Raw genomic sequence first — 18,672 nt, forward strand, 5'->3', positions numbered from 1 at the left:
CCTGCGGTGCGCTGGCTCAGGACGGCAGTAGGGCGCGGAGCTCCTCGACGTAGCGCAGCGCTTCGTCGGGCCCGGTGGCCAGCGGGCCCACCAGCAGCGTGGTCACGCCGGCCTCGGCGTAGGCGGCGAGTCGTTCGGCCACCAGGCCGCGCGGCCCGACCAGCGAGGTGTGGCGCACCAGCTCGTCGGGCACGGCGGCGATCGCCTCGGCCTTGCGTCCGGACAGATACAGCTCCTGGATGCGATCGGCGGCGGCCCCAAAGCCGTACCGGGTGGCCAGGTTGTGGTAGAAATTGCGGCCTTTGGCGCCCATTCCGCCGATGTACAAGGCCAGTTGCGGTTTCACCCAAGCCAGCCGGTCCTCGACGTCGTCGCCGATGGCCAGCGACGCCCCCACGATGACATCCAGCGGACCCAGCGCCGGATCACGTTTTGCGGCGCCGGCTTTCAAGGACTCGCCCCACACTTCGCCGGACCGTTCCGGGTAGAAGAACACCGGCTGCCAACCGTCGGCGATCTCGGCGGTCAGTGCGACGTTCTTGGGCCCCAGCGCAGCGATCGAGATCGGAATCCGCGCCCGCACCGGGTGATTGATCAACTTCAATGACTTGCCCAGCCCGGTTCCGCGGTCCGCCGGAAGGGGTAGCTGGTAGTGCTCTCCGTCGTAGCTGAGTCGTTCGCGGCGCCACACTGTCCGGCAGATCTCCACCACCTCGCGGGTACGTCCCAGTGGGGCGTCGAACGGTACGCCGTGGAAGCCCTCCACCACCTGCGGCCCCGAGGTGCCCAGGCCCAGGGCGAACCGGCCGTCGGATACGTAGTCCAAGCCGGCGGCTGTCATTGCCAACAAGGTGGGCGTTCGGGTGTAGATCGGCAGGACCCCGGTGAGGAGTTCGACTCGTGAAGTCTTGGCCGCCAGGTAGCCCAGCTGGCTGATGGCGTCGAACGAGTAGGCCTCCGCGACGGCGATCACGTCGATCCCGGCTTGCTCCAGCTCGATGACCCGCTCCACCGCTTCCTTGAAGCCGCCCGCGTAGGCCAGCTGTACACCGATCCGCACTTATCAGACATACCACGGCAGTCAAAACGCGGTATCGGCACAGTGGGGTGGTGCCGGCCGCACCGACTACAACCGCGGCGCAGGACCCCGGCCACCGACCGCTCGGCGGCTGGTTGGGCGCCCGAGTACGACACCTCACGGCCGCCGGGTCACTGGCGGGCCCCCACGACCGTGTCGTTCGCGGGGTCGCTTTTATCACATAAGCCGGTCCTCTTGTGGACGGCAGACGTATCCCAAAAAGAACGCCTGTCCACTCTCAGGTGAAAAATATGCCGGACCACGAGATATACAAAGTTAACGCCTGTGAGCTTTGAAAACACACGAAAAATACTTGACGGAGATGCTTGTGTCTTAAGTTCCTCACGGATAGTGTTCCGTGACACATCAGTAAGTAAGCGTGAATTCAGGAACAACACGGCAGCGTCACGGCTTCGTAAGGGGCGCCTGCCGAGGGCGGCACCTCACAAAAGGAGATGGCTGTGCAGCAAACTCTTCGCCCCTACGTCACCGCCGGCATTGCGATCGTGGGCTCCGGCCTGATCGCAGCCACCCCGGCGGCAACCCCGCTGGCGAGTGTCCCCACGATCCGAGATGTTCAGCTCAGTGCACTTGGCGATCTTTGGGCGCCGTGGATCGACCAGTACAACATCGCGGCCCAGAACGCCACGGTGCTTGCCAACAACTTCAACGTCGCTCCGAATGTGGTGTTCCAGCAGTTCATCGCCAACCAGTACGCGTTCTTCCAGGAGATCCTCAACGACCCGTCGAAGATCCCCGACGTGGTCAATGAGATGCAGGAACATCTGCGTGGGGTGATGAATGGCTACACCCTGCTCAATGTCGCCGCGGATGACCCGATCGCAGCTACCACGATTCTGCATACCCTCAGTGGTGGTGCCGACCTATCCACCTTCACCCTCGGCCACTCGCTGCTCTTCGGGCTTCTGCCTCAACTGTTGCCGGCCTTCTTGCCCCCCGGTACCGACGTCGAACCGATAAACGCGATCATCAACTTCATCTCGTCACCGATGAGCGGCATGATCATGGGCATGCTTGGGCCGGGGATAAGCCCCTGGATCGCGCTGCTCAATAGCATCAACGACGGCGACGGCCTGAACGAGACCCTGGCCAATATGGCCGGCGCCTTCTTCAACGGCGCCACTCTCGATCTCGGCTTCGTGATACCGCTGCTCGGGGATGCGGTCCCCCCGGGCACCATCTCGCATCTGGATTTCGCGTTCGGTGGCCTGCTTACCCCCGGCTCGGTGGCCAACGCTGACTACACGTACTACGACTCTTCCGGAAACATCGTCGACTCCGTGCCCGCGGTCGGCGGTTCGATCTTCAACAGTGTCGGCCTCGCTATCGACGCGTCGGGTTTTCTGGGGGTACCGCTCACGCTCACCGTTGACAGCCATGGGGTCGGCCCGATCGGCGCCATGATGGGCTGGCAGCAGGCGATGGTCGGCTTGATGGGCGGGGCTGCCTGGAACTGGGACGGCAAGAACCCTGGCCAACCACCCGTGGAGCCGCCGCTGGCCGGATTCTCCTTCCCCATCATCCCCTCCGACCTCTTCGATGACGGCGGCGCCGGCTCCAGCGTGGGGGACGCGTTCGATTGGACGTACCTGATGGACGCCCTGGCCGGCCTAGGCGCTTAGGCCGACACAGCCAGCATGTCGCACGACCCAACTGACAAGTCACAACCGCTCAACAGGACTGTTCACAGGAGAGGTGTTCGAAAATGAATCGTCGTCACAGCAGCAGTCAGCGTGGCACTCAGCCGGAGGTGCGCTCGCGGCGCCGCAACCGGGTGGCCGGCGCCAGCAGCGCCGTCGCCGCGTTCCTGGCTTTCGGCATGGCGCCGTTGGCTTCGGCGCCCCCGGCGCAGGCCGACCTCGATGATCTGTTCAACTTCGATTGGCTCTCCGACATGTTCCCGCAGTCGGATGCCTCGCCGGCGGACTTCAGCTTCAACTTCGAGCCCATGCCCGCGGCGGACTTCGGCACGGACCTGTTCACCAACTTGTTCTACAACCCGCTCCACATGGTGATGGAGTTCTGGATCAATAACCCGTTGGGCGAGTTGGTCAACGGTGCCATCAACGACATCTCCGGGTTGTACCTGATCGGTGATGGTGCCGACGGAACAGCTCTCAATCCCGATGGCGGTGACGGTGGCTTGTGGTTCGGCGACGGTGGCGCTGGCTGGAGCAGCGACGCGGCCGGTGTTGCCGGCGGTAACGGCGGCAGCGCCCTCGGCTGGATCGGCAACGGCGGTGACGGTGGGGCCGGCGGCGCCGGCGCGGCGGGCGGCGACGGTGGCGCCGGTGGCTGGTTCATGGGCCTTGGTGGTGACGGTGGCGCCGGCGGCGACGCCATCACTGCCGGCTTCAGCGGCGGTGCCGGTGGTGACGGCGGTGCCGCGGTGGCCTGGTTCTTCGGCACGGGCGGTAACGGCGGTGCCGGCGGTGACGGTGCTAATGGCGCGGCCGGCACATTCGCCAACGGCGGCAGCGGCAACGGCGGCACCGGTGGTAGCGCCGGCGTTGGCGGTGACGGTGGCCGCAGTGGCTACACCCTCGGCGCCGGCGGCAACGGCGGCGCGGCCGGCACCGCCGGCAACGGCGGCGTGGGGGCTGCCGGTGACGCCACTCACCTCAACGGTGGTAACGGCGGCTGGGCCGGTAGCGGCGCCGCCGGCGGTGTCGGCGGTGAGAAGTTCAACGGCCCCCTCGGTGGGGCCGGCCAGCTCGGCGCCAGCTCAGCCGGCGGTGCCGGTGGCGCCGGCGGCGACGCGGCCAAGGACGGCACCGGTGCCTTCCTCGGCAACGGCGGCATGGGCGGTTCCGGCGGCCAAGGCGGCGGCCTGGGCTACGGGGCCAAGTTCGGCATCGGCGCGGACGGCGGCAGCGGGGGTGCGGGCGGTGCCGGCATCAACGGCGGCCTCGGCGGTAGTGGCGGCAGTGGCGGCGGCGGCTTCGGTACTGGCACCGGGGGCGCCGGTGGTAACGGCGGTGCCGGTGGTGCCGCGACCGGTTCCGCACTAGCTGCGGGCGTCGGCGGGGCCGGCGGTCAGGGCGGCTTCGGCGGTAGCGGCAACGGCACCGGGGCAGCAGGTAACGGTGGCGCCGGTGGAGCCGGTGGTGCTGGCGCCACCAACGACGCCACCGTGAAGACCACCGGTGGAGCGGGCGGCGGCGGCGGTATGGGCGGGTTCGGCTCCAGGGGCCCCGGCGGCAACGGCGGGGCCGGTGGTGCCGGCGGTACCGGCACCTTCGCCGGCGGTAACGGCGGCGCCGGCGGTAACGGCGCGAATTACGCCTCCAACGGCGGCATCGGTGGCGCTGGCGGTAGCGCTACCGGCTGGAACAACGGGACCGGTGTCTACAGCATGGGCGGCAACGGCGGCTCTGGTGGCTATGGCGGCGGCGGGTCCGGCTTCACGGGTGCCAATGGCGGCAATGGCGGTGTCGGTGGTGCCGGTGGTGCCGGCGCGGCCACCGGCGTCAGCGTGGGCGGCAATGGCGGTGCGGGCGGTGCCGGCGGTGCCGGCGGAGCCGGCCTCACCGGCGGCACGACGAATGGCGGTAACGGCGCTGCCGGTGGTGCCGGCGGCAGCGGCACGGTCATCGGCGGCAACGGCGGTGCCGGCGGCGCTGCCGGTCAGCCCGGCGGTACGGCTGGCGCCGGCGGTAATGGCGGCGCCAGCAGCGGCAGCGCGGTGGCGGCGATCGGGAACCCCCTCGGCATCGCACCCGGTGACGCTCATGCCGGTAACGGCGGTGACGGTGGTGCCGGTGGCGGCCAGGGCGGTAACGGCGGCGCCGCTACCGGCACGGCCAACGGCGGTAACGGTGGTAACGGCGGTGCCGGCACGGCCGGAGCGGCCGGAGCGGCCGGTAGCGCACTGGCCGGCAAGGCCGGTGGTAACGGCGGTGACGGCGCGGCCGGCAACGCGGGTGGCAAGGGCGGCGCCGGCGGTTCCGCGACCACCGGTGACGGCGGCCAGGGCGGCAACGGCGGAGTCGGTGGCACCGGTGGCACCGGTGGCGCCGGCGGTAACGGCGGTACCGACGCCAGTGGCAACGGCTTGGCCGGCGGTAATGGCGGCAAGGGCGGCGCGGGCGGCACCGGCGGCGCGGCCGGCGCGGGCGGCGCCAGCACCAGCGGAACCGCTGGTGCCGCAGGAACCGTCGGACTCGATGGCAGTGGTGGCCAAGGTGGCGCCGGCGGCAACGGCGGGGCCGGAGCCGCAGGCACTGACGGCGCGGCCGGCGGCAACGGCACCAACGGCGGTAACGGCGGCAGCGCCGGCAACGGCGGGGCCGGTGGTACCTCGGGCACCGGCGCCGCCGGCAGCGGCGGAGTCGGTGGCACCGGCGGCGCTGCCGGTGCAGGCGGTAACGGAGGCGCCGGCAGTCAGGGCCAAGACGGCGGTAACGGCGGCAACGGCGGGGTCGGCGGTAAGGCCGGCGTCGGCGGCGCGGCCGGTACCAGCACCAGCGGACCCGCTGGAACTGTCGGCGGCGATGGCGACGGCGGTGCCGGCGGTGCCGGCGGTAACGGCGGGGTCGGCGGTGCCGGCGCGGTGGGCGCTAACCACTCGAACGCGGCCGGTGGTAACGGCAGCGCTGCCGGTGATGGAGGCAACGGCGGCAAGGGCGGTGCCGGTGGCACCTCCGTCGCTGGTAGCGGCGGGGCCGGCGGGGACGGCGGCCTTGCCGGTGCGGGTGGTGCCGGTGGAGCTGGCGGCAACGGCGGAACCAACGCCACCGGCGACGGATTCGACGGCGGCAACGGCGCGGTCGGTGGCACCGGCGGCAACGGCGGCACCGGCGGAGCCGGCGGTGCCAGCACCAGTGGCGCGGCGGGCTCGGACGGCACTGACCGGGCAGGCGGGTCCGGCGGTGCCGGCGGGGCGGGCGGCAAGGGCGGTACCGCCCAGGGCGCTGGCAACACCGGCGGCGATGGCGGCGACGGCGCGAACGGTGGCAAGGGCGGCAGCCCGGCTGGTCCCGGCGGGGCCGGTGGGGCGGCCGGAACCGGCGGCACCGGAACCGGCGGTGCCGGCAACGGCGCCCCCGGCACCCCGGGCACTGACGGCGCGCCCGGCGCGTAGCCGACAGCGCAACGCGACCACGGTCGCCGAGTCCACCTGGGCTCGGCGACCGTTGTCGTTTCGCCACGTTTGATTCCGTATTGCCGCTCGGGTCTGAAAGGACTCGACGGCCGCTGCCGTATGCAGAACTACTTGAACAGTGCGGCGATCTTCTCTTCCGGGCTGGCCGGTTCCGGCAGCGCATCGAGCGCTGCAGTACGGGGGAGGGCCACCCGGGGGTTCGCGAAGTCGCGGAACGTCTTGTCGCCCACCAGTTGTGCCAGCAGGTATCCGGTCACCAGGGCCCGCACCCGCCGCTGGGTGCGCCGATCCGAGGTCGGCAATCCGAAGAACCCGGTCAGCCGGCGGCCCTGCGGCAAACCGGCCGGCGACACCTTGTCGATCACCCGCAGGGTGCAATGCTGCCAGGCATGGGCCAGCTCGATCGCGTTGGACCGCAGTGCCTTCGGGGCGTCGGGACTGCTGAAGACCACGCCCGGCACGTCCAGCCCCAACGCCGCCTGCTCGGCGGGCGGGGTGGTCGCGGTCGGGAAAATCGCTGCCACCGCTGTGGGTTTCACTGACAGTGTGGCTGCCGCGAAGATCGCGGCCGAACCGCCGAACCCGTGTCCGGCCACCGCGAGCCGATCGCGGTCGACACTGATCCGACCCGGCCCCAGCCGGACCTCGGTGGCGATCTCCAGGGCGCGGCCCAAATCAGCAGCCAGATCCAGTACCGAGGGCGCCAACCCCCGTCCGGTGTCGGGAGCCGCCGCCACGATGCCCCACGAGGCGAAGTGTTCCAGCAGTCCGGCGTAGCGGTCGGTTCCGGTCAGCCAGTCGTGGCCGAATGCCACCGCGGGAAGCCGGTACCCGGACTGTGGGGTGTACACCACCCCGGCCAGGCCGGCATAGGCCAGATCGCCGCGCAGGACGCGATGCGGTCCGGGTCGGGTCAACGCGGTGTAAAGGCGCTTGATGCTGGCCATCTGATGACCGTAACGCACGGGGGATTCGGCCAGGAGCACCTTGCTTGGCGCGCGACGGGTATCCCGCTGACCTGCGCGATTCATGGGGGCTGCCTGCCGGTGCACTACCCTGAACAGCTATGTGTGGAATCGTCGGCTACGTCGGGCAACGCCCTGCTCGCGACGTCGTCGTCGAGGCCCTGCGCCGCATGGAATACCGCGGCTATGACTCCGCGGGAATCGCCGTCGTCGACGGGATCGGGCAGCTGACCGTCCGGCGTCGCGCCGGCCGGCTGGCCAACCTGGAAGCCGAACTGGCCGCGACCGATCCCGCCCTGCTGGTCGGGGGCACCGGGCTGGGCCACACCCGCTGGGCCACCCACGGCCGCCCCACCGACCACAACGCCCACCCGCACTGCGACGCGGCCGGCAAGTTCGCCGTGGTGCACAACGGCATCATCGAGAACTTCGCGATGCTGCGCGACGAACTGGAACGCGCCGGGGTGGAGTTCACCAGCGAGACCGACAGCGAGGTGACCGTTCACCTGCTGGCCCGCCAGTACCGCGAGGGCGACACCGCCGGGGACTTCGTGGCCTCGGCGCTGGCGGTGCTGCGCCGACTGGAGGGCCACTTCACCGTGGTGTTCGCCCACGCTGATGAACCCGGCACCATCGTGGCGGCGCGTCGATCCACCCCGCTGGTGGTCGGTATCGGTGACGGCGAGATGTTCCTGGGCTCCGATGTGGCGGCGTTCATCCCGTACACCCGCGAAGCCGTCGAACTGGGCCAGGATCAGGCGGTGGTCATCACCGCCGATGGCTACCGCATCTCTGACTTCCACGGCAACGACGACACTGCCGCCGCTCGCCGATTTCACATCGACTGGGACCTGTCGGCCGCCGAGAAGGGCGGCTATGAGTACTTCATGCTCAAAGAGATCGCCGAGCAGCCCACCGCGGTGGCCGAGACTCTGCTGGGGCACTTCGAGGACGGCCGAATCGTTCTCGACGAGCAGCGCTTGAGCGACCAAGAGTTACGTGAGATCGACAAGGTGTTCGTCGTGGCCTGCGGCACCGCCTACCACTCCGGTCTGTTGGCCAAGTACGCGATCGAGCACTGGACGCGGTTGCCGGTGGAAGTCGAGCTGGCCAGTGAGTTCCGCTACCGGGACCCGGTGCTGGATCGCAGCACGCTGGTGGTGGCGATCAGCCAGTCCGGCGAGACTGCCGACACCCTCGAGGCTGTCCGGCACGCCAAGGAGCAGAAGGCCAAGGTGCTCGCGGTCTGCAACACCAACGGCTCGCAGATTCCCCGGGAGTGCGACGCGGTGCTCTACACCCGGGCCGGGCCGGAGATCGGCGTCGCCTCCACGAAGACGTTCCTGGCGCAGATCACCGCGAACTACCTGGTCGGTCTGGCGCTGGCGCAGGCCCGGGGCACCAAATACCCCGACGAGGTCGAGCACGAGTACCGGCAACTGGAGGCGATGCCCGACCTGGTGTCGCACGTGCTGAGTGGCATCGATTCGGTCGCCGAGTTGGCGCGGCAGTTCGCGTCGTCCAGTGCGGTGCTCTTTCTCGGCCGCCACGTCGGTTACCCGGTGGCGCTGGAAGGCGCGCTCAAGCTCAAAGAGCTGGCCTATATGCATGCCGAGGGGTTTGCCGCCGGTGAACTCAAGCACGGCCCGATCGCACTGATCGAGGACGACCTTCCGGTGATCGTCGTGATGCCCTCGCCCAAGAACGCGGCGATGCTGCATTCCAAGCTGCTGTCCAATATTCGCGAGATCCAGGCCCGCGGTGCCGTCACCATCGTGATTGCCGAGGAGGGCGACGATACGGTGCGCCCCTACGCCGACCACCTGATCGAAATCCCTGCGGTGTCAACGTTGTACCAGCCGTTGTTGTCGACCATCCCGCTGCAGGTGTTTGCCGCCGGGGTGGCGCAGGCGCGCGGCTACGACGTGGACAAGCCGCGCAACCTGGCCAAGTCGGTCACCGTCGAGTAGCAGGAGCCCTTCAGTGCGGGAATTGTTGGCGGCGGCGTGCGCCGCGTTGGCAGTGCTTATTCCGGTACCCAACGCCGGTGCGGCGAACGAGGTTCCCGACCTCGACCCGCTTTTTGACGACAGCGGACCGCTGCCGGGCTCGGTGGCTGACCTCACCGGAATCCCGGATCTGGCATTTACCACCCCGTCGGGTCTGGCCTGCCGCAAAAGTCGCGGGAAGGTGACGCACAGTGTGGCCTGTGCCGGGAACCTGGTCGGCGCCCCGGCGGGAAGCCGCAGCGTGAGCCTGGGGACCGTCCATGCCGACGGCAACGGCCCGGCGCAGTTCATGCCGATGGCGCCCGCCGGGCTCCTCGGCGATCCCGGAAAGGTTCCGACGATCATGTTGGCGCCCGGTCACAAAATCGTGTTCTGGGACTTCTCACCCACCGAATCGCTGGTGTGCGGCGCTCCGATGGGCACCGAAGTGGCCTGCGTGCTCAAGGCCGCGCGCGAGAACAGCGCCAAGAGCGGCGGCCCGACGGTGACACACGGATTCGTCATCGCCGCCCCGCACAGCGACGTCTTCTAACCCGCCAACGGTTCGCGGCACTGCCGGAAACCGGTTGCAGCAACTCGATTTGTGTGCCGTTGTCCGTCGAAAACTCGGCGGCAACCGCGGCGACGATGAGACGATGCAGCCGTTGCTGTCGACCATCGAGCTGACATCAGGGAGAACGGGCTTGTCCAACGCCGATCCTGCCGTTCACTTCAACCGGCCCAGGCTGCTCCTGATCCTCGCTATGACGATCTTCTTCGTCGCGTCCTACGTCGTCACCGTCGCGCTGTATGAGCGCGCGGGATGCGGATGCCCGCGCCACCTCACCGAAGGACTGGCGTCGGCCGATGGCACGACCGTGACCGTCGACATCGAGGATCTCCAGACGGTGAAGGGAACCCTGACCGGCAAGGTCACCATCACCCCGGGGCCTGCACTGCTCGATCCGGTCCGGCACGGGCTCACCGAGGACCTGAGCCTCGCGGTGCACTCCGCGGTCACGCCGACGAAGCGCACCTGGACCAAAGGCACGGTGCCCGGTGAGTTCCCGGTCCCCTTGACCATCTCCGGTAATTCGTCGAAGTGGCCGTTCGATCACTACCAGACCGGGCCCATCACCGTCGACGTCGTGCGTGGTGATGCCACGATTCCCGAACGGATGTCGGTGACGTTCGTGGACCACATCGCCGGTTGGAAGAACGAGATTGTCAGCGACCGCGAGGACGGTGGCCCGTACCGCATCACGCTGCACCGGTCGCCGAGCACGATGGCTTTTGGTGCCGTGATCGTCGGTGTTTTGATCGCCTTGGCCGCGGTGGCCGTTGTGGTCGCCAACCTGACGTTGCTGGGCTGGCGCAAGTTCCAGCCGCCGATGACAACCTGGTATGCGGCAATGCTTTTCGCGGTGGTCCCGCTGAGAAACGCGCTGCCCGACTCTCCGCCGATCGGATCCTGGATCGACGTCACGATCACGCTCTGGGTGATCGTCGCGCTGGTGATGTCGATGCTGCTGTACATCTACTGCTGGTGGCGCGACCTGAAACCCGAGCCGGTCACGCAGGCCTGACACGAGTGAGCGGCATGTCCGTCACCGTCGATGAATTCCATCTTGCCGATCCGGCTGACACGTGGCGCGCGGCCGGTTTCAGCGTGGACCCCGACGACGTCTGCCGGGTGGGTGACGTCCGGCTGCGGCTGTCCGGAGGCGGCAGCGGCATCCTGGGGTGGGTATTGCGGGGCCTACCCCAAGACGGCCCGCTCGACGGCATTCCCACCTCCCGTTCCGCCGCGGCGGCCGCGGAGCCGGCCACACATCCGAACGGCGTGACCTCGATCGATCATGTTGTGCTGTTGTCTCCCAACCTGTCTCGGACCGTGCAGGCGTTGGTCGCGGTCGGGCTGCAGTCGCGCCGGGTACGCGACGCCGAATTCGGCGGCCGGCCGATGCGGCAGATCTTCTTCCGGCTGGGGTCGGTGATCCTCGAAGTCGTCGGGTCGCCCGACGCCGCGGAGGACGGCCCGTCATCGCTGTGGGGTATCACCTACGTCGTCGCCGATATCGAGGCGACGGCGTCGTTCTTCGGCGAGCGCACGTTGCCGGTGAAGGACGCCGTGCAGCCCGGGCGCCGGATCACCACACTGCGGCATCGCGATCTGGGCATGTCGGTCCGCACCGCGATGATCTCGCCGCCTATTCTCAGCCGATGACCGAATCCACCGATCCTGATGGCGTCGGATCTCTTGCTCGCGGAACTACACCGCTCGCCGAATCCACCGATGACGTGGTCGTCATCCACACCGACGGTGGGTGCCGGCCCAACCCGGGTCCCGGCGGTTGGGGCGCGGTGCTGCGCATGCGCCACCACGTCCGCGAGATGTGCGGTGGCGAGCCCGGCGAGACGAGCAACAACCGGATGGAGCTGACCGCTCCGATCGCGGCGCTGGAAGCCCTCACCCGGCCCGTGGTGGTACATCTGCACACTGACAGCACCTACGTGCGCAATGGCATCACCAAGTGGGTGTCGGGCTGGGAGCGCAACGGCTGGCTGACCGCCGCCAAGCAGCCGGTGAAGAACGTCGACCTGTGGCAACGGCTTCAGGCCGCCTGCGCGCGTCACCAGGTCGAGTGGTTCTGGGTGAAAGGCCATTCCGGGGTTGCCGACAACGAGCTGGCCGATGAGCTGGCGACGCGGGGTCTGCGGGAAGCGATCGCCGATGCTGCCAGGCGCGCTTCCTCGGTGAGCGCCACGTAGGAGTCAGCCGCCCACCGCAGCGAGATAGCCGCCTATGCCCATAGCGCACGCCACGGCGGTCAGCACCAAGGTCGCGACGGCGTAGGGCCAGGCCCGGTGACGGCGCACCAGTCGCACGATGGTCACCGCCGTTCCGATCGCGCCGACCGCAGCGGCAGCCGCGAATCCGGTCATGATTGCCGTGACGCCTGCATCGATATTGCAGGTTGCGGGCGGGCAGTAGTCGGTGAAGGCCATCATGAACAGTCCCAGGACCGCGGCCACAGCACCGCCGACGAACGTCAGGACCAGTGCTGAGACAGACCCGGCGAGATCGCCCCGCGAGATCGGCGGTTTCGGTGGTGGCTGGCGCTGGGTCATCTTCGGGGATGCTACCGATGCGCGTGCTCGCGGAGGCGAGGTTCGGGTGCCGTGGATGCACGCGGTGGGCCGATGACGTTGACCGCAGCGCCCGTCGCTCGTAGTTTCAAGAGTTCACGGCGAACAAGGAGGCTCCGCTTGGCGTGGCGGGAACTGGCAGTGGCGATCGCCTCGGTGGCGGCGTCGATGGCGGTCCCCGACGCCGTAGCGGCCCCGGGTGTCCCCGACTTGGGTTCTTTGATCGACGACAGTGGGCCGCTGCCCGGTTCGGTCAGTGACCTGCAGGAGGTCCCCAACGTGGTCTTCGCGACCGACTCCGGGCTGCTCTGCAGGATGCGGCAGGGCAAGATCACTCACGACGTCAACTGTGCCGGCGACCTTCCGGGGGCGCCGCGCGGCGCCGGAGCGGTAGAGCTGCCCGGAATCTACGGCAAGGAAAGCATTCCGGCGCGTTTCCTTCCCGCTGCGCCGGACGCTCTGGCCGCCGCAAACCCGCCGGCCGCAAAGCTTCCGGTGGGCCACAAGATCGTGTTCTGGGACTTCTCACCCGCCCAGTCGATGGTCTGCGGGGTCCCGCCGTCCACCGATTTGGTCTGTGTGCTCAAAGAACCCCAGGTGTCCGGTGCGGAGGGTCCGGTGGCCACCCACGGCTTCGTCATCGCCGCACCGCAGAGCTGGGTCTTCTAGGCCAGTCACGGATGCCGGGCGGTGACTCCACCGTCGACGACGATCTGGGTTCCGGTGATGAACGACGCCCGCGGCGACATCAGGAACGCCACCGCCTGGGCCACCTCGGCCGGTTGACCGATTCGGCCCAACGGCGCAGCGGCCACGAAGCCTGCCGCGACCTCTTCGACGTCGAGCGCGATCTGCAGCATCGGGGTTTCGATGAAGCCGGGGCAGACCGCGTTGACGCGGATTCCGGCCGGGCCCAACTGGGCGGCCATCGACCTGGTCAGCCCCAGCAGTCCGGCCTTGGAGGCGCAGTAGGCGGGGATGAACGGGTTGGCGGTCAAGCCCTCGATGCTCGAAATGCCGACCACCGCCGGGTCGCCACCGGCCCGGGCGACAGCCTCCAGATGCGGCAGCATCAACTGCACGAGCATCGCCTGCGCGCGCAAGTTGACATCCATTACCGCATCCCAGGATTCGGCGGTGTAGGCGCCTACCGGTTCGGGCAGAACCCGGCCCGCGGCGTGCACCAGTCCGTCGATGCCATCGAGTGCCTCGGCCGCGACCGCGACCGCGGCGGGCATGCCGGCGTCGTCGCACACGTCGACCACCGCGCCGGGCATCCCCAAACTCTCGGCCACCTCCTGGACCGCCGGGGCGATGTCCCACAACGCAACCCGGCGCCCCTCGGCGACAAGGGCTTGGGCGCAGGCCCGGCCGATCCCCGATGCCGCCCCGGTGATGACAACTCCGCTCACCTGCGCGCTCCCTCTGTGATGACGAACTGCGACCAATCCGGTTCACGCACCGCCGACCAGTACTCGTCGAGCCGCCACGGGCTCACCGTGTGGATCTCGCCGTCGGCGTTTTTGAAGTAGGAATGCTTGATCGCCGGATGAGCCCAGACCGTCTGGGCGATCGCGGCCTGGGTGGCCTGCTGCCACTCGGTGGCGGCCTGCACGGTCGGCTCGATCGAGTGCAGCTGTTCACCGGCGAGCTTGGCTAGGCAGGCGTCGATGTAGCGCATCTCCAACTCGGAGTTGAAGATCAGGCTGCCGCCGTGTGCCAGATGCGCCCCGGGCCCGTAGAGCACAAAGAAGTTCGGGAAGCCGGGCACGGTGATGCCCAGGTGTGCATACGGTTTGTTGCCCCACAGCGCGTGTAGATCGGTGCCGCCGCGGCCGGTGATGCGCATCGGCCACAACACGTCGGTGTGCCGAAAGCCGGTGGCGTACACGATCACGTCCACCTCGTGGTGGACGCCGTCGTCGGTCTCCACCCCTTGCGGGGTGATCGAGCGTATCGGGGTGCGGATCAGCTCGACATTGTCGCGCCGCAGGGTTTTGAGCCAGGTTCCGTTGTCCTGCAGGGTGCGCTTGCCGGTCGCCGGATAGTCCGGCAGTACCTTGGCCAGCAGCTCGTCGTCGTCACCCACCTGATCGGTGATCCAGGCGGTGAACATCTGCCGGGCCAGGGCGTTGATCTCGCTCACCGCGTAGTCCTGGTCGGGATAGTCCGGGTCTACCCGGGCGGCCTCCAGTCCCTTGTCGGCGCCGGGCCACAGCAGCAGGAAGCGGTACCAGCGGCCGTAGAACGGCAGGTGCTGCAACGCCCAGTGCACCCCGTCTTCGACGGCGTCGTGATACATCGGGTTGGGGAACATCCACTGTGCGGTGCGCTGAAACACCGTGAGGTGCGCTACCTTCTCCGCGATCGCGGGTGCGATCTGAAATCCGCTGGCACCGGCCCCGATCAGTGCTACCCGCTTACCGGTCAGGTCGACGCTGTGGTCCCACGCCGCGGAGTGAAATGCGCGTCCGGCGAAGCTGTCCGACCCGTCGAGATCGGGCAGATGCGGCCGGTTGAGCTGACCGACCGCGGTGATCACCGCGCGCGCCGGCAGCGTGGACTGCGAACCGTCGGCGGCGCGAGTGGTCAAGGTCCAGGTTCCGATGCCCTCGTCCCAGACGGCGTCGGTGACCTCGGTGCCCCACCGAATGTGCTCGTTCAGGCCATGTTTGGTGACCAGATCGGTGAAGTATGCCCGCAGCTCGGGCTGTTCGGCGAAGTAGTGGCCCCAGTCGTTGTTGGGTTCGAAACTGTAGCAGTAGAAGTGGTTCGCGACGTCCACCCGGGCTCCGGGATAGTCGTTCTCCCACCAGGTTCCGCCCGGGCCCTCGTTCTTCTCGATGATCGTGAAGGGAATACCGGCCTGCGCGAGCCGGATTCCGGCCAGCACACCCGATTCGCCGCAGCCGACCACCACCACCGACAGCTCCGCGGCGCGTGCCGGGTCCAGGGGTGCGGGCCGTCGTGGATCGCGGCCTTCGAGGTCGAGTTCTTCGGAGAGCAACCCCAGGTAGGCGTCGGGCACGGTCTCGCAGGCCGCCCAGTCCATCATCTCCTTGACCAGCTCGGCGGGCAGGGGAGCGGGCTGCGGGCAGCCACGGTCGCGATAGTCGATGATCACCGGCAGCGCTTCGGCGCGGGCGCGGGCCTTGTCCTCCTCGGACATGAACCCCTGGATCTCGTTGAGGAAGATCCCGTTCTGCCGGAACTCCCGGATGAAGCGGGGGTCGCCGGTGATGTGCACGCACGACAGCAACAAGGTGGGGATCGAGACCTGCTCCAAAGCGGCGGCGATCTCGGAATCGGTGGTGGTGAACGGTTCCCCGGCGTAGCGGTTGCGCAACGGCTCGGCCCTTCCCCTGTATTCGCTACTGTGCGACGCGAAATTGAGTCGGACGATACGCGAGGCGCTGAGGCTGATCAAGGGTTGGGTGCGGTGGCGCCGGCTCCCGACGCGGTCAGCTCACCCGGCGGCGTCGATCTTCGTGGTGATCGAGGCGAGGATTTCCTGCGCCGCGGTGGCCGGGATGCTGTTACCGCAGACATCGGCCTGCGCGACGAGGTTGTTGCGGATGGTCAGGGCGTCCTGGCATGACCAGCCACCGCCGCCCTCACTGATCGCTGTTGTCTTGACGAGCTCATCGGACTCGGTGACCTCGGTGACGGTCCAGAAGACGCGCGGCTCATTGTCGCCAGGGGTCACGGTCATGTTCAGGGTGCGGCCGGCGCACCTTTTCCACTTGTCGCGCTGCTTGGTGTAGAAGGCCTGCGCGTTGTCCGCCCGGGGAAAGGCCGCCACCGATACCAGCAGGCCGTGCTTCAGGTCGTGGGTGTCGATGTCGGGTGGGCTGTACCAGCGTTGCCAGCGGATGGCGGTCCAGCCGGTGCCGGCGTAGACGGGTCCCGAGGCGACCGAACTGATGCCCTGGCAGTCGGCGTCCACCACGGTGACCTCATCCATCGCCTCACCACTGGCCACGACGCCGAGTTCGGGATCGGCCACCGCCGCGGCGAGGACTTCCTGCCGGGGCAGCAACCCCTCGATCTTGGAAACCGGGACCGGTGCCTTGTCAGTGGATGCCGACGCTGTCGCCGGGGTCGTCGTCTTTGCGGCGGGCTTGGCAGTGTCGTGCTGGCCGCGCCCGGACAGTGTCACGGTGAGCACGACGCCGATCACCGCGATCACGGCGACCGTGGCCAACAGCGTCCACACCTTGCGGCGGTTGGGCCCTGGCGACCACGGTGGGGGACCGCCGAGCCCAGGCGGCAGCAGCGGCGGCGGGAACGGTCCCCCCGGAACCGGCGGGATGGGCTGGTTCATGGGCGCGAAGGGGGGCTGCTGGTATGGATTGGGCGTCGGACCGTGCGGTTCGTTCATGAGGTGCCCCCAGATCCCCTCGGGGCCGATCGCAGGCGGATGGGCCCGATTTTCCCAGAGGCTATCAGCGGATGGTCTGTCCGTGTCTGCATCAGCCGTGCGACGCTGTACGCCGTGGCCGACGTCAGAACGCGCCTGGCTGCGGTGTGGCACTTCGTGCACACCGCGCCGCTGACTTACCTATGGCTGGCGGTGCTGGGCGTCACCACCCTCATCCAGCACCTGGTCGGCCCGCGCCTGCACACCATGCTCGTCGAGCAGTCCACCAACCTGCATCACCTGGCCACCGACCCGCTGGAGGTGCTGGTCTCCAGCCTGTTGTGGATCGACGGCAAGGACTGGTCGCCGTATCTGGTGCTGTTCACCCTGTTTCTGGCCCCGGCCGAACACTGGCTGGGGCACCTGCGCTGGCTGATGGTCGGATTGATCTCCCACGTCGGCGCCACCTATGTCAGTGAGGGCGCGCTCTACGCACTGATTCACCTGCACCGCGAATCGGAGCGGTTGACCTTCGCCCGCGACATCGGCGTCAGCTACTTCCTGGTGGGCGTGATGGCAGTGCTCACCTACCGCATCCGTCGGCCGTGGCGCTGGGCCTACCTGGCCGGTCTGGTCGTCATCTTCACCGTGCCTCTGCTCATCAATCCCGACTTCACCGCGATCGGCCACGCCGCCGCGGTGGTCATCGGATTGTGCTGTTACCCGCTGACTCACCCCCACCATCCGCCGCGACATCCCCCGAGCGTCGTCGGCGGCCACTAGCCTGACAATCGCGGGCAGTCCGAGGAGGGCAAGTGCGGCATTACTACAGCGTCGAGGTCATTCGCGCTGCCGAAGCACCGCTGTTGGCGAGCCTGCCCGACGGTGTGTTGATGCGCCGGGCCGCGTTTGGGCTGGCGACCGCGATCGCTCGGGAACTGGCCGCGCGCACCGGCGGGACCGCCGGACGCAACGTGTGCGCGGTGGTGGGGTCCGGCGACAACGGCGGCGATGCGCTGTGGGCGGCCACGCTGCTGCGCCGGCGCGGCGTGGCGGCCAGCGCCATCCTGCTCGACCCTGCGCGCGCCCACGCCAAAGGGCTTGCAGCGTTCCGGCGTGCCGGCGGCCGGATCGTTGACACCGTGCCGCCCGCAACAGATCTGGTGATCGACGGAGTGGTCGGCATCTCTGGGCGCGGCCCGTTGCGGCCGAACGCCGCCGAAGTCTTCGCCGCGGTTGAGGCGGCGGGCATTCCGGTGGTGGCTGTCGACATCCCCAGCGGCTTGGATCCGCACACCGGCGCGGCGGACGGTCCCGCGGTGAACGCCGCGCTCACCGTCACCTTCGGTGGCCTCAAACCGGTGCACGCGCTGGGGCAGTGCGGGCGGGTCGAGCTCATCGAGATCGGCCTGGACCTGCCGGACACCGACATTCATTCGTTGACCGCTGCCGACGTCGAGGCCTGCTGGCCGGCGCCCGGCCCCCGCGACGACAAATACACCCAGGGCGTCACTGGAATCCTGGCCGGCTCGGCGACCTACCCGGGCGCGGCGATCCTATGCGCCGGGGCAGCGGTGGCGGCCACCTCTGGCATGGTGCGCTACGCCGGAAGCGCTGATGCCCAAGTGGTTTCGCACTGGCCGGAGGTGGTGGCGGCGCCCAGCCCGGCAGCCGCCGGGAAGGTGCAGGCATGGGCAGTCGGTCCCGGTCTTGGCACCGGCGAGCAGGCTGCTGCCGCACTGTGGTTCGCGCTCGGCACCGATCTTCCGGTGATCGTCGACGCGGACGCGCTCACCATCCTGGCCGCCCACCCGTCGCTGGTGGCCGACCGCACCGCCCCCACCGTGCTCACTCCGCATGCCGGCGAATACGCCCGCCTAGCCGGACACCCGCCCGGGCCGGACCGGGTGGGCGCGGCCCGCGAGCTGGCCGACCGATTCGGGGCCACGGTGCTGTTGAAAGGCAATGTCACCGTGGTAGCGGACCCCTCCGGCGGTTCAGCGAGG

Annotated in this window: 16 protein-coding genes; 10 read left to right on the top strand and 6 right to left on the bottom strand. The window is 68.8% G+C overall.

What is annotated here, in order from left to right:
• Window positions 1-16 precede the first annotated feature (16 nt).
• Complete coding sequence (locus N416_RS0119590; protein ID WP_024443792.1) at window positions 17-1,060, bottom strand: LLM class F420-dependent oxidoreductase; 1,044 nt, start codon at window positions 1,058-1,060, stop codon at window positions 17-19.
• Between the two features lie 473 nt (window positions 1,061-1,533).
• Between N416_RS0119590 and gjpA the strand changes: the two genes are divergently transcribed.
• Complete coding sequence (gjpA, locus tag N416_RS0119595; RefSeq protein ID WP_024443793.1) at window positions 1,534-2,721, top strand: outer membrane porin GjpA; 1,188 nt, start codon at window positions 1,534-1,536, stop codon at window positions 2,719-2,721.
• Between the two features lie 83 nt (window positions 2,722-2,804).
• A complete protein-coding gene (locus tag N416_RS23390; RefSeq protein ID WP_155943411.1) occupies window positions 2,805-6,182 on the top strand; it encodes a PGRS repeat-containing protein in 3,378 nt (1,125 codons plus the stop codon).
• Window positions 6,183-6,310: 128 nt separating this feature from the next.
• On the opposite strand, the gene N416_RS0119605 is transcribed toward N416_RS23390, so the two are convergent.
• On the bottom strand, window positions 6,311-7,150 hold the full coding sequence (locus N416_RS0119605; RefSeq protein WP_024443795.1) for a dienelactone hydrolase family protein: 840 nt from the start codon (window positions 7,148-7,150) through the stop codon (window positions 6,311-6,313).
• Between the two features lie 119 nt (window positions 7,151-7,269).
• Here N416_RS0119605 and glmS point away from each other — a divergent pair, with 119 nt between their 5' ends.
• The 5 genes from glmS (at window position 7,270) to rnhA (ending at window position 11,928) form a co-directional block, all read left to right on the top strand.
• Window positions 7,270-9,138 (top strand): glutamine--fructose-6-phosphate transaminase (isomerizing), encoded by a 1,869-nt coding sequence (gene glmS / locus N416_RS0119610; protein ID WP_024443796.1) that lies wholly within the window; start codon window positions 7,270-7,272, stop codon window positions 9,136-9,138.
• Between the two features lie 13 nt (window positions 9,139-9,151).
• On the top strand, window positions 9,152-9,709 hold the full coding sequence (locus N416_RS0119615) for a hypothetical protein (protein WP_024443797.1): 558 nt from the start codon (window positions 9,152-9,154) through the stop codon (window positions 9,707-9,709).
• A gap of 211 nt (window positions 9,710-9,920) precedes the next feature.
• Window positions 9,921-10,742 (top strand): DUF4436 domain-containing protein, encoded by an 822-nt coding sequence (locus N416_RS0119620; RefSeq protein ID WP_036458679.1) that lies wholly within the window; start codon window positions 9,921-9,923, stop codon window positions 10,740-10,742.
• A 14-nt stretch (window positions 10,743-10,756) separates the two neighbouring features.
• A complete protein-coding gene (locus N416_RS0119625; protein ID WP_024443799.1) occupies window positions 10,757-11,383 on the top strand; it encodes a VOC family protein in 627 nt (208 codons plus the stop codon).
• Window positions 11,380-11,928 (top strand): ribonuclease HI, encoded by a 549-nt coding sequence (gene rnhA / locus N416_RS0119630; RefSeq protein WP_024443800.1) that lies wholly within the window; start codon window positions 11,380-11,382, stop codon window positions 11,926-11,928. Before N416_RS0119625 ends, rnhA begins: the two co-directional genes overlap by 4 nt.
• 3 nt (window positions 11,929-11,931) lie before the next feature.
• Here rnhA and N416_RS0119635 read toward each other — a convergent pair whose 3' ends face one another.
• Entirely contained in the window at window positions 11,932-12,288 is a 357-nt protein-coding gene (locus tag N416_RS0119635) for a hypothetical protein (protein WP_024443801.1), read from the bottom strand.
• Between the two features lie 138 nt (window positions 12,289-12,426).
• Here N416_RS0119635 and N416_RS0119640 point away from each other — a divergent pair, with 138 nt between their 5' ends.
• The gene (locus N416_RS0119640) at window positions 12,427-12,975 is read left to right on the top strand and encodes a hypothetical protein (RefSeq protein ID WP_125078961.1); all 549 of its coding nucleotides are present in this window, start codon (window positions 12,427-12,429) and stop codon (window positions 12,973-12,975) included.
• 5 nt (window positions 12,976-12,980) lie between these two features.
• On the opposite strand, the gene N416_RS0119645 is transcribed toward N416_RS0119640, so the two are convergent.
• The 3 genes from N416_RS0119645 to N416_RS0119655 form a co-directional block, all read right to left on the bottom strand.
• A complete protein-coding gene (locus N416_RS0119645; protein WP_024443803.1) occupies window positions 12,981-13,718 on the bottom strand; it encodes an SDR family NAD(P)-dependent oxidoreductase in 738 nt (245 codons plus the stop codon).
• Window positions 13,715-15,652: an NAD(P)/FAD-dependent oxidoreductase gene (locus tag N416_RS0119650; protein ID WP_024443804.1), complete on the bottom strand. Its 1,938-nt coding sequence runs from the start codon at window positions 15,650-15,652 to the stop codon at window positions 13,715-13,717. The genes N416_RS0119645 and N416_RS0119650 overlap by 4 nt, the downstream gene beginning before the upstream one ends.
• Window positions 15,653-15,772: 120 nt before the next feature.
• Window positions 15,773-16,630, bottom strand: coding sequence for a sensor domain-containing protein (locus tag N416_RS0119655; RefSeq protein ID WP_081654638.1), 858 nt, complete (start codon window positions 16,628-16,630; stop codon window positions 15,773-15,775).
• A gap of 171 nt (window positions 16,631-16,801) precedes the next feature.
• Here N416_RS0119655 and N416_RS0119660 point away from each other — a divergent pair, with 171 nt between their 5' ends.
• Both N416_RS0119660 and N416_RS0119665 read left to right on the top strand, forming a co-directional pair.
• Entirely contained in the window at window positions 16,802-17,449 is a 648-nt protein-coding gene (locus N416_RS0119660; protein WP_024443806.1) for a rhomboid-like protein, read from the top strand.
• A gap of 32 nt (window positions 17,450-17,481) precedes the next feature.
• The coding region (locus N416_RS0119665; RefSeq protein ID WP_024443807.1) for an NAD(P)H-hydrate epimerase at window positions 17,482-18,672 on the top strand (1,191 nt) is incomplete at its 3' end.

It is taken from the genome of Mycobacterium sp. UM_WGJ, from assembly GCF_000455125.1.
Taxonomy (GTDB): Bacteria; Actinomycetota; Actinomycetes; order Mycobacteriales; family Mycobacteriaceae; genus Mycobacterium.

What these genes read in the sequence shown, in the direction of transcription:
- gjpA (WP_024443793.1), top strand. Translation starts at nt 1,534, where the DNA reads ATGGCTGTGCAGCAAACTCTTCGCCCCTACGTCACCGCCGGCATTGCG.
- N416_RS23390 (WP_155943411.1), top strand. Translation starts at nt 2,805, where the DNA reads ATGAATCGTCGTCACAGCAGCAGTCAGCGTGGCACTCAGCCGGAGGTG.
- N416_RS0119605 (WP_024443795.1), bottom strand. Translation starts at nt 7,150, where the DNA reads ATGGCCAGCATCAAGCGCCTTTACACCGCGTTGACCCGACCCGGACCG.
- glmS (WP_024443796.1), top strand. Translation starts at nt 7,270, where the DNA reads ATGTGTGGAATCGTCGGCTACGTCGGGCAACGCCCTGCTCGCGACGTC.
- N416_RS0119620 (WP_036458679.1), top strand. Translation starts at nt 9,921, where the DNA reads ATGACGATCTTCTTCGTCGCGTCCTACGTCGTCACCGTCGCGCTGTAT.
- N416_RS0119625 (WP_024443799.1), top strand. Translation starts at nt 10,757, where the DNA reads ATGTCCGTCACCGTCGATGAATTCCATCTTGCCGATCCGGCTGACACG.
- rnhA (WP_024443800.1), top strand. Translation starts at nt 11,380, where the DNA reads ATGACCGAATCCACCGATCCTGATGGCGTCGGATCTCTTGCTCGCGGA.
- N416_RS0119635 (WP_024443801.1), bottom strand. Translation starts at nt 12,288, where the DNA reads ATGACCCAGCGCCAGCCACCACCGAAACCGCCGATCTCGCGGGGCGAT.
- N416_RS0119655 (WP_081654638.1), bottom strand. Translation starts at nt 16,630, where the DNA reads ATGAACCAGCCCATCCCGCCGGTTCCGGGGGGACCGTTCCCGCCGCCG.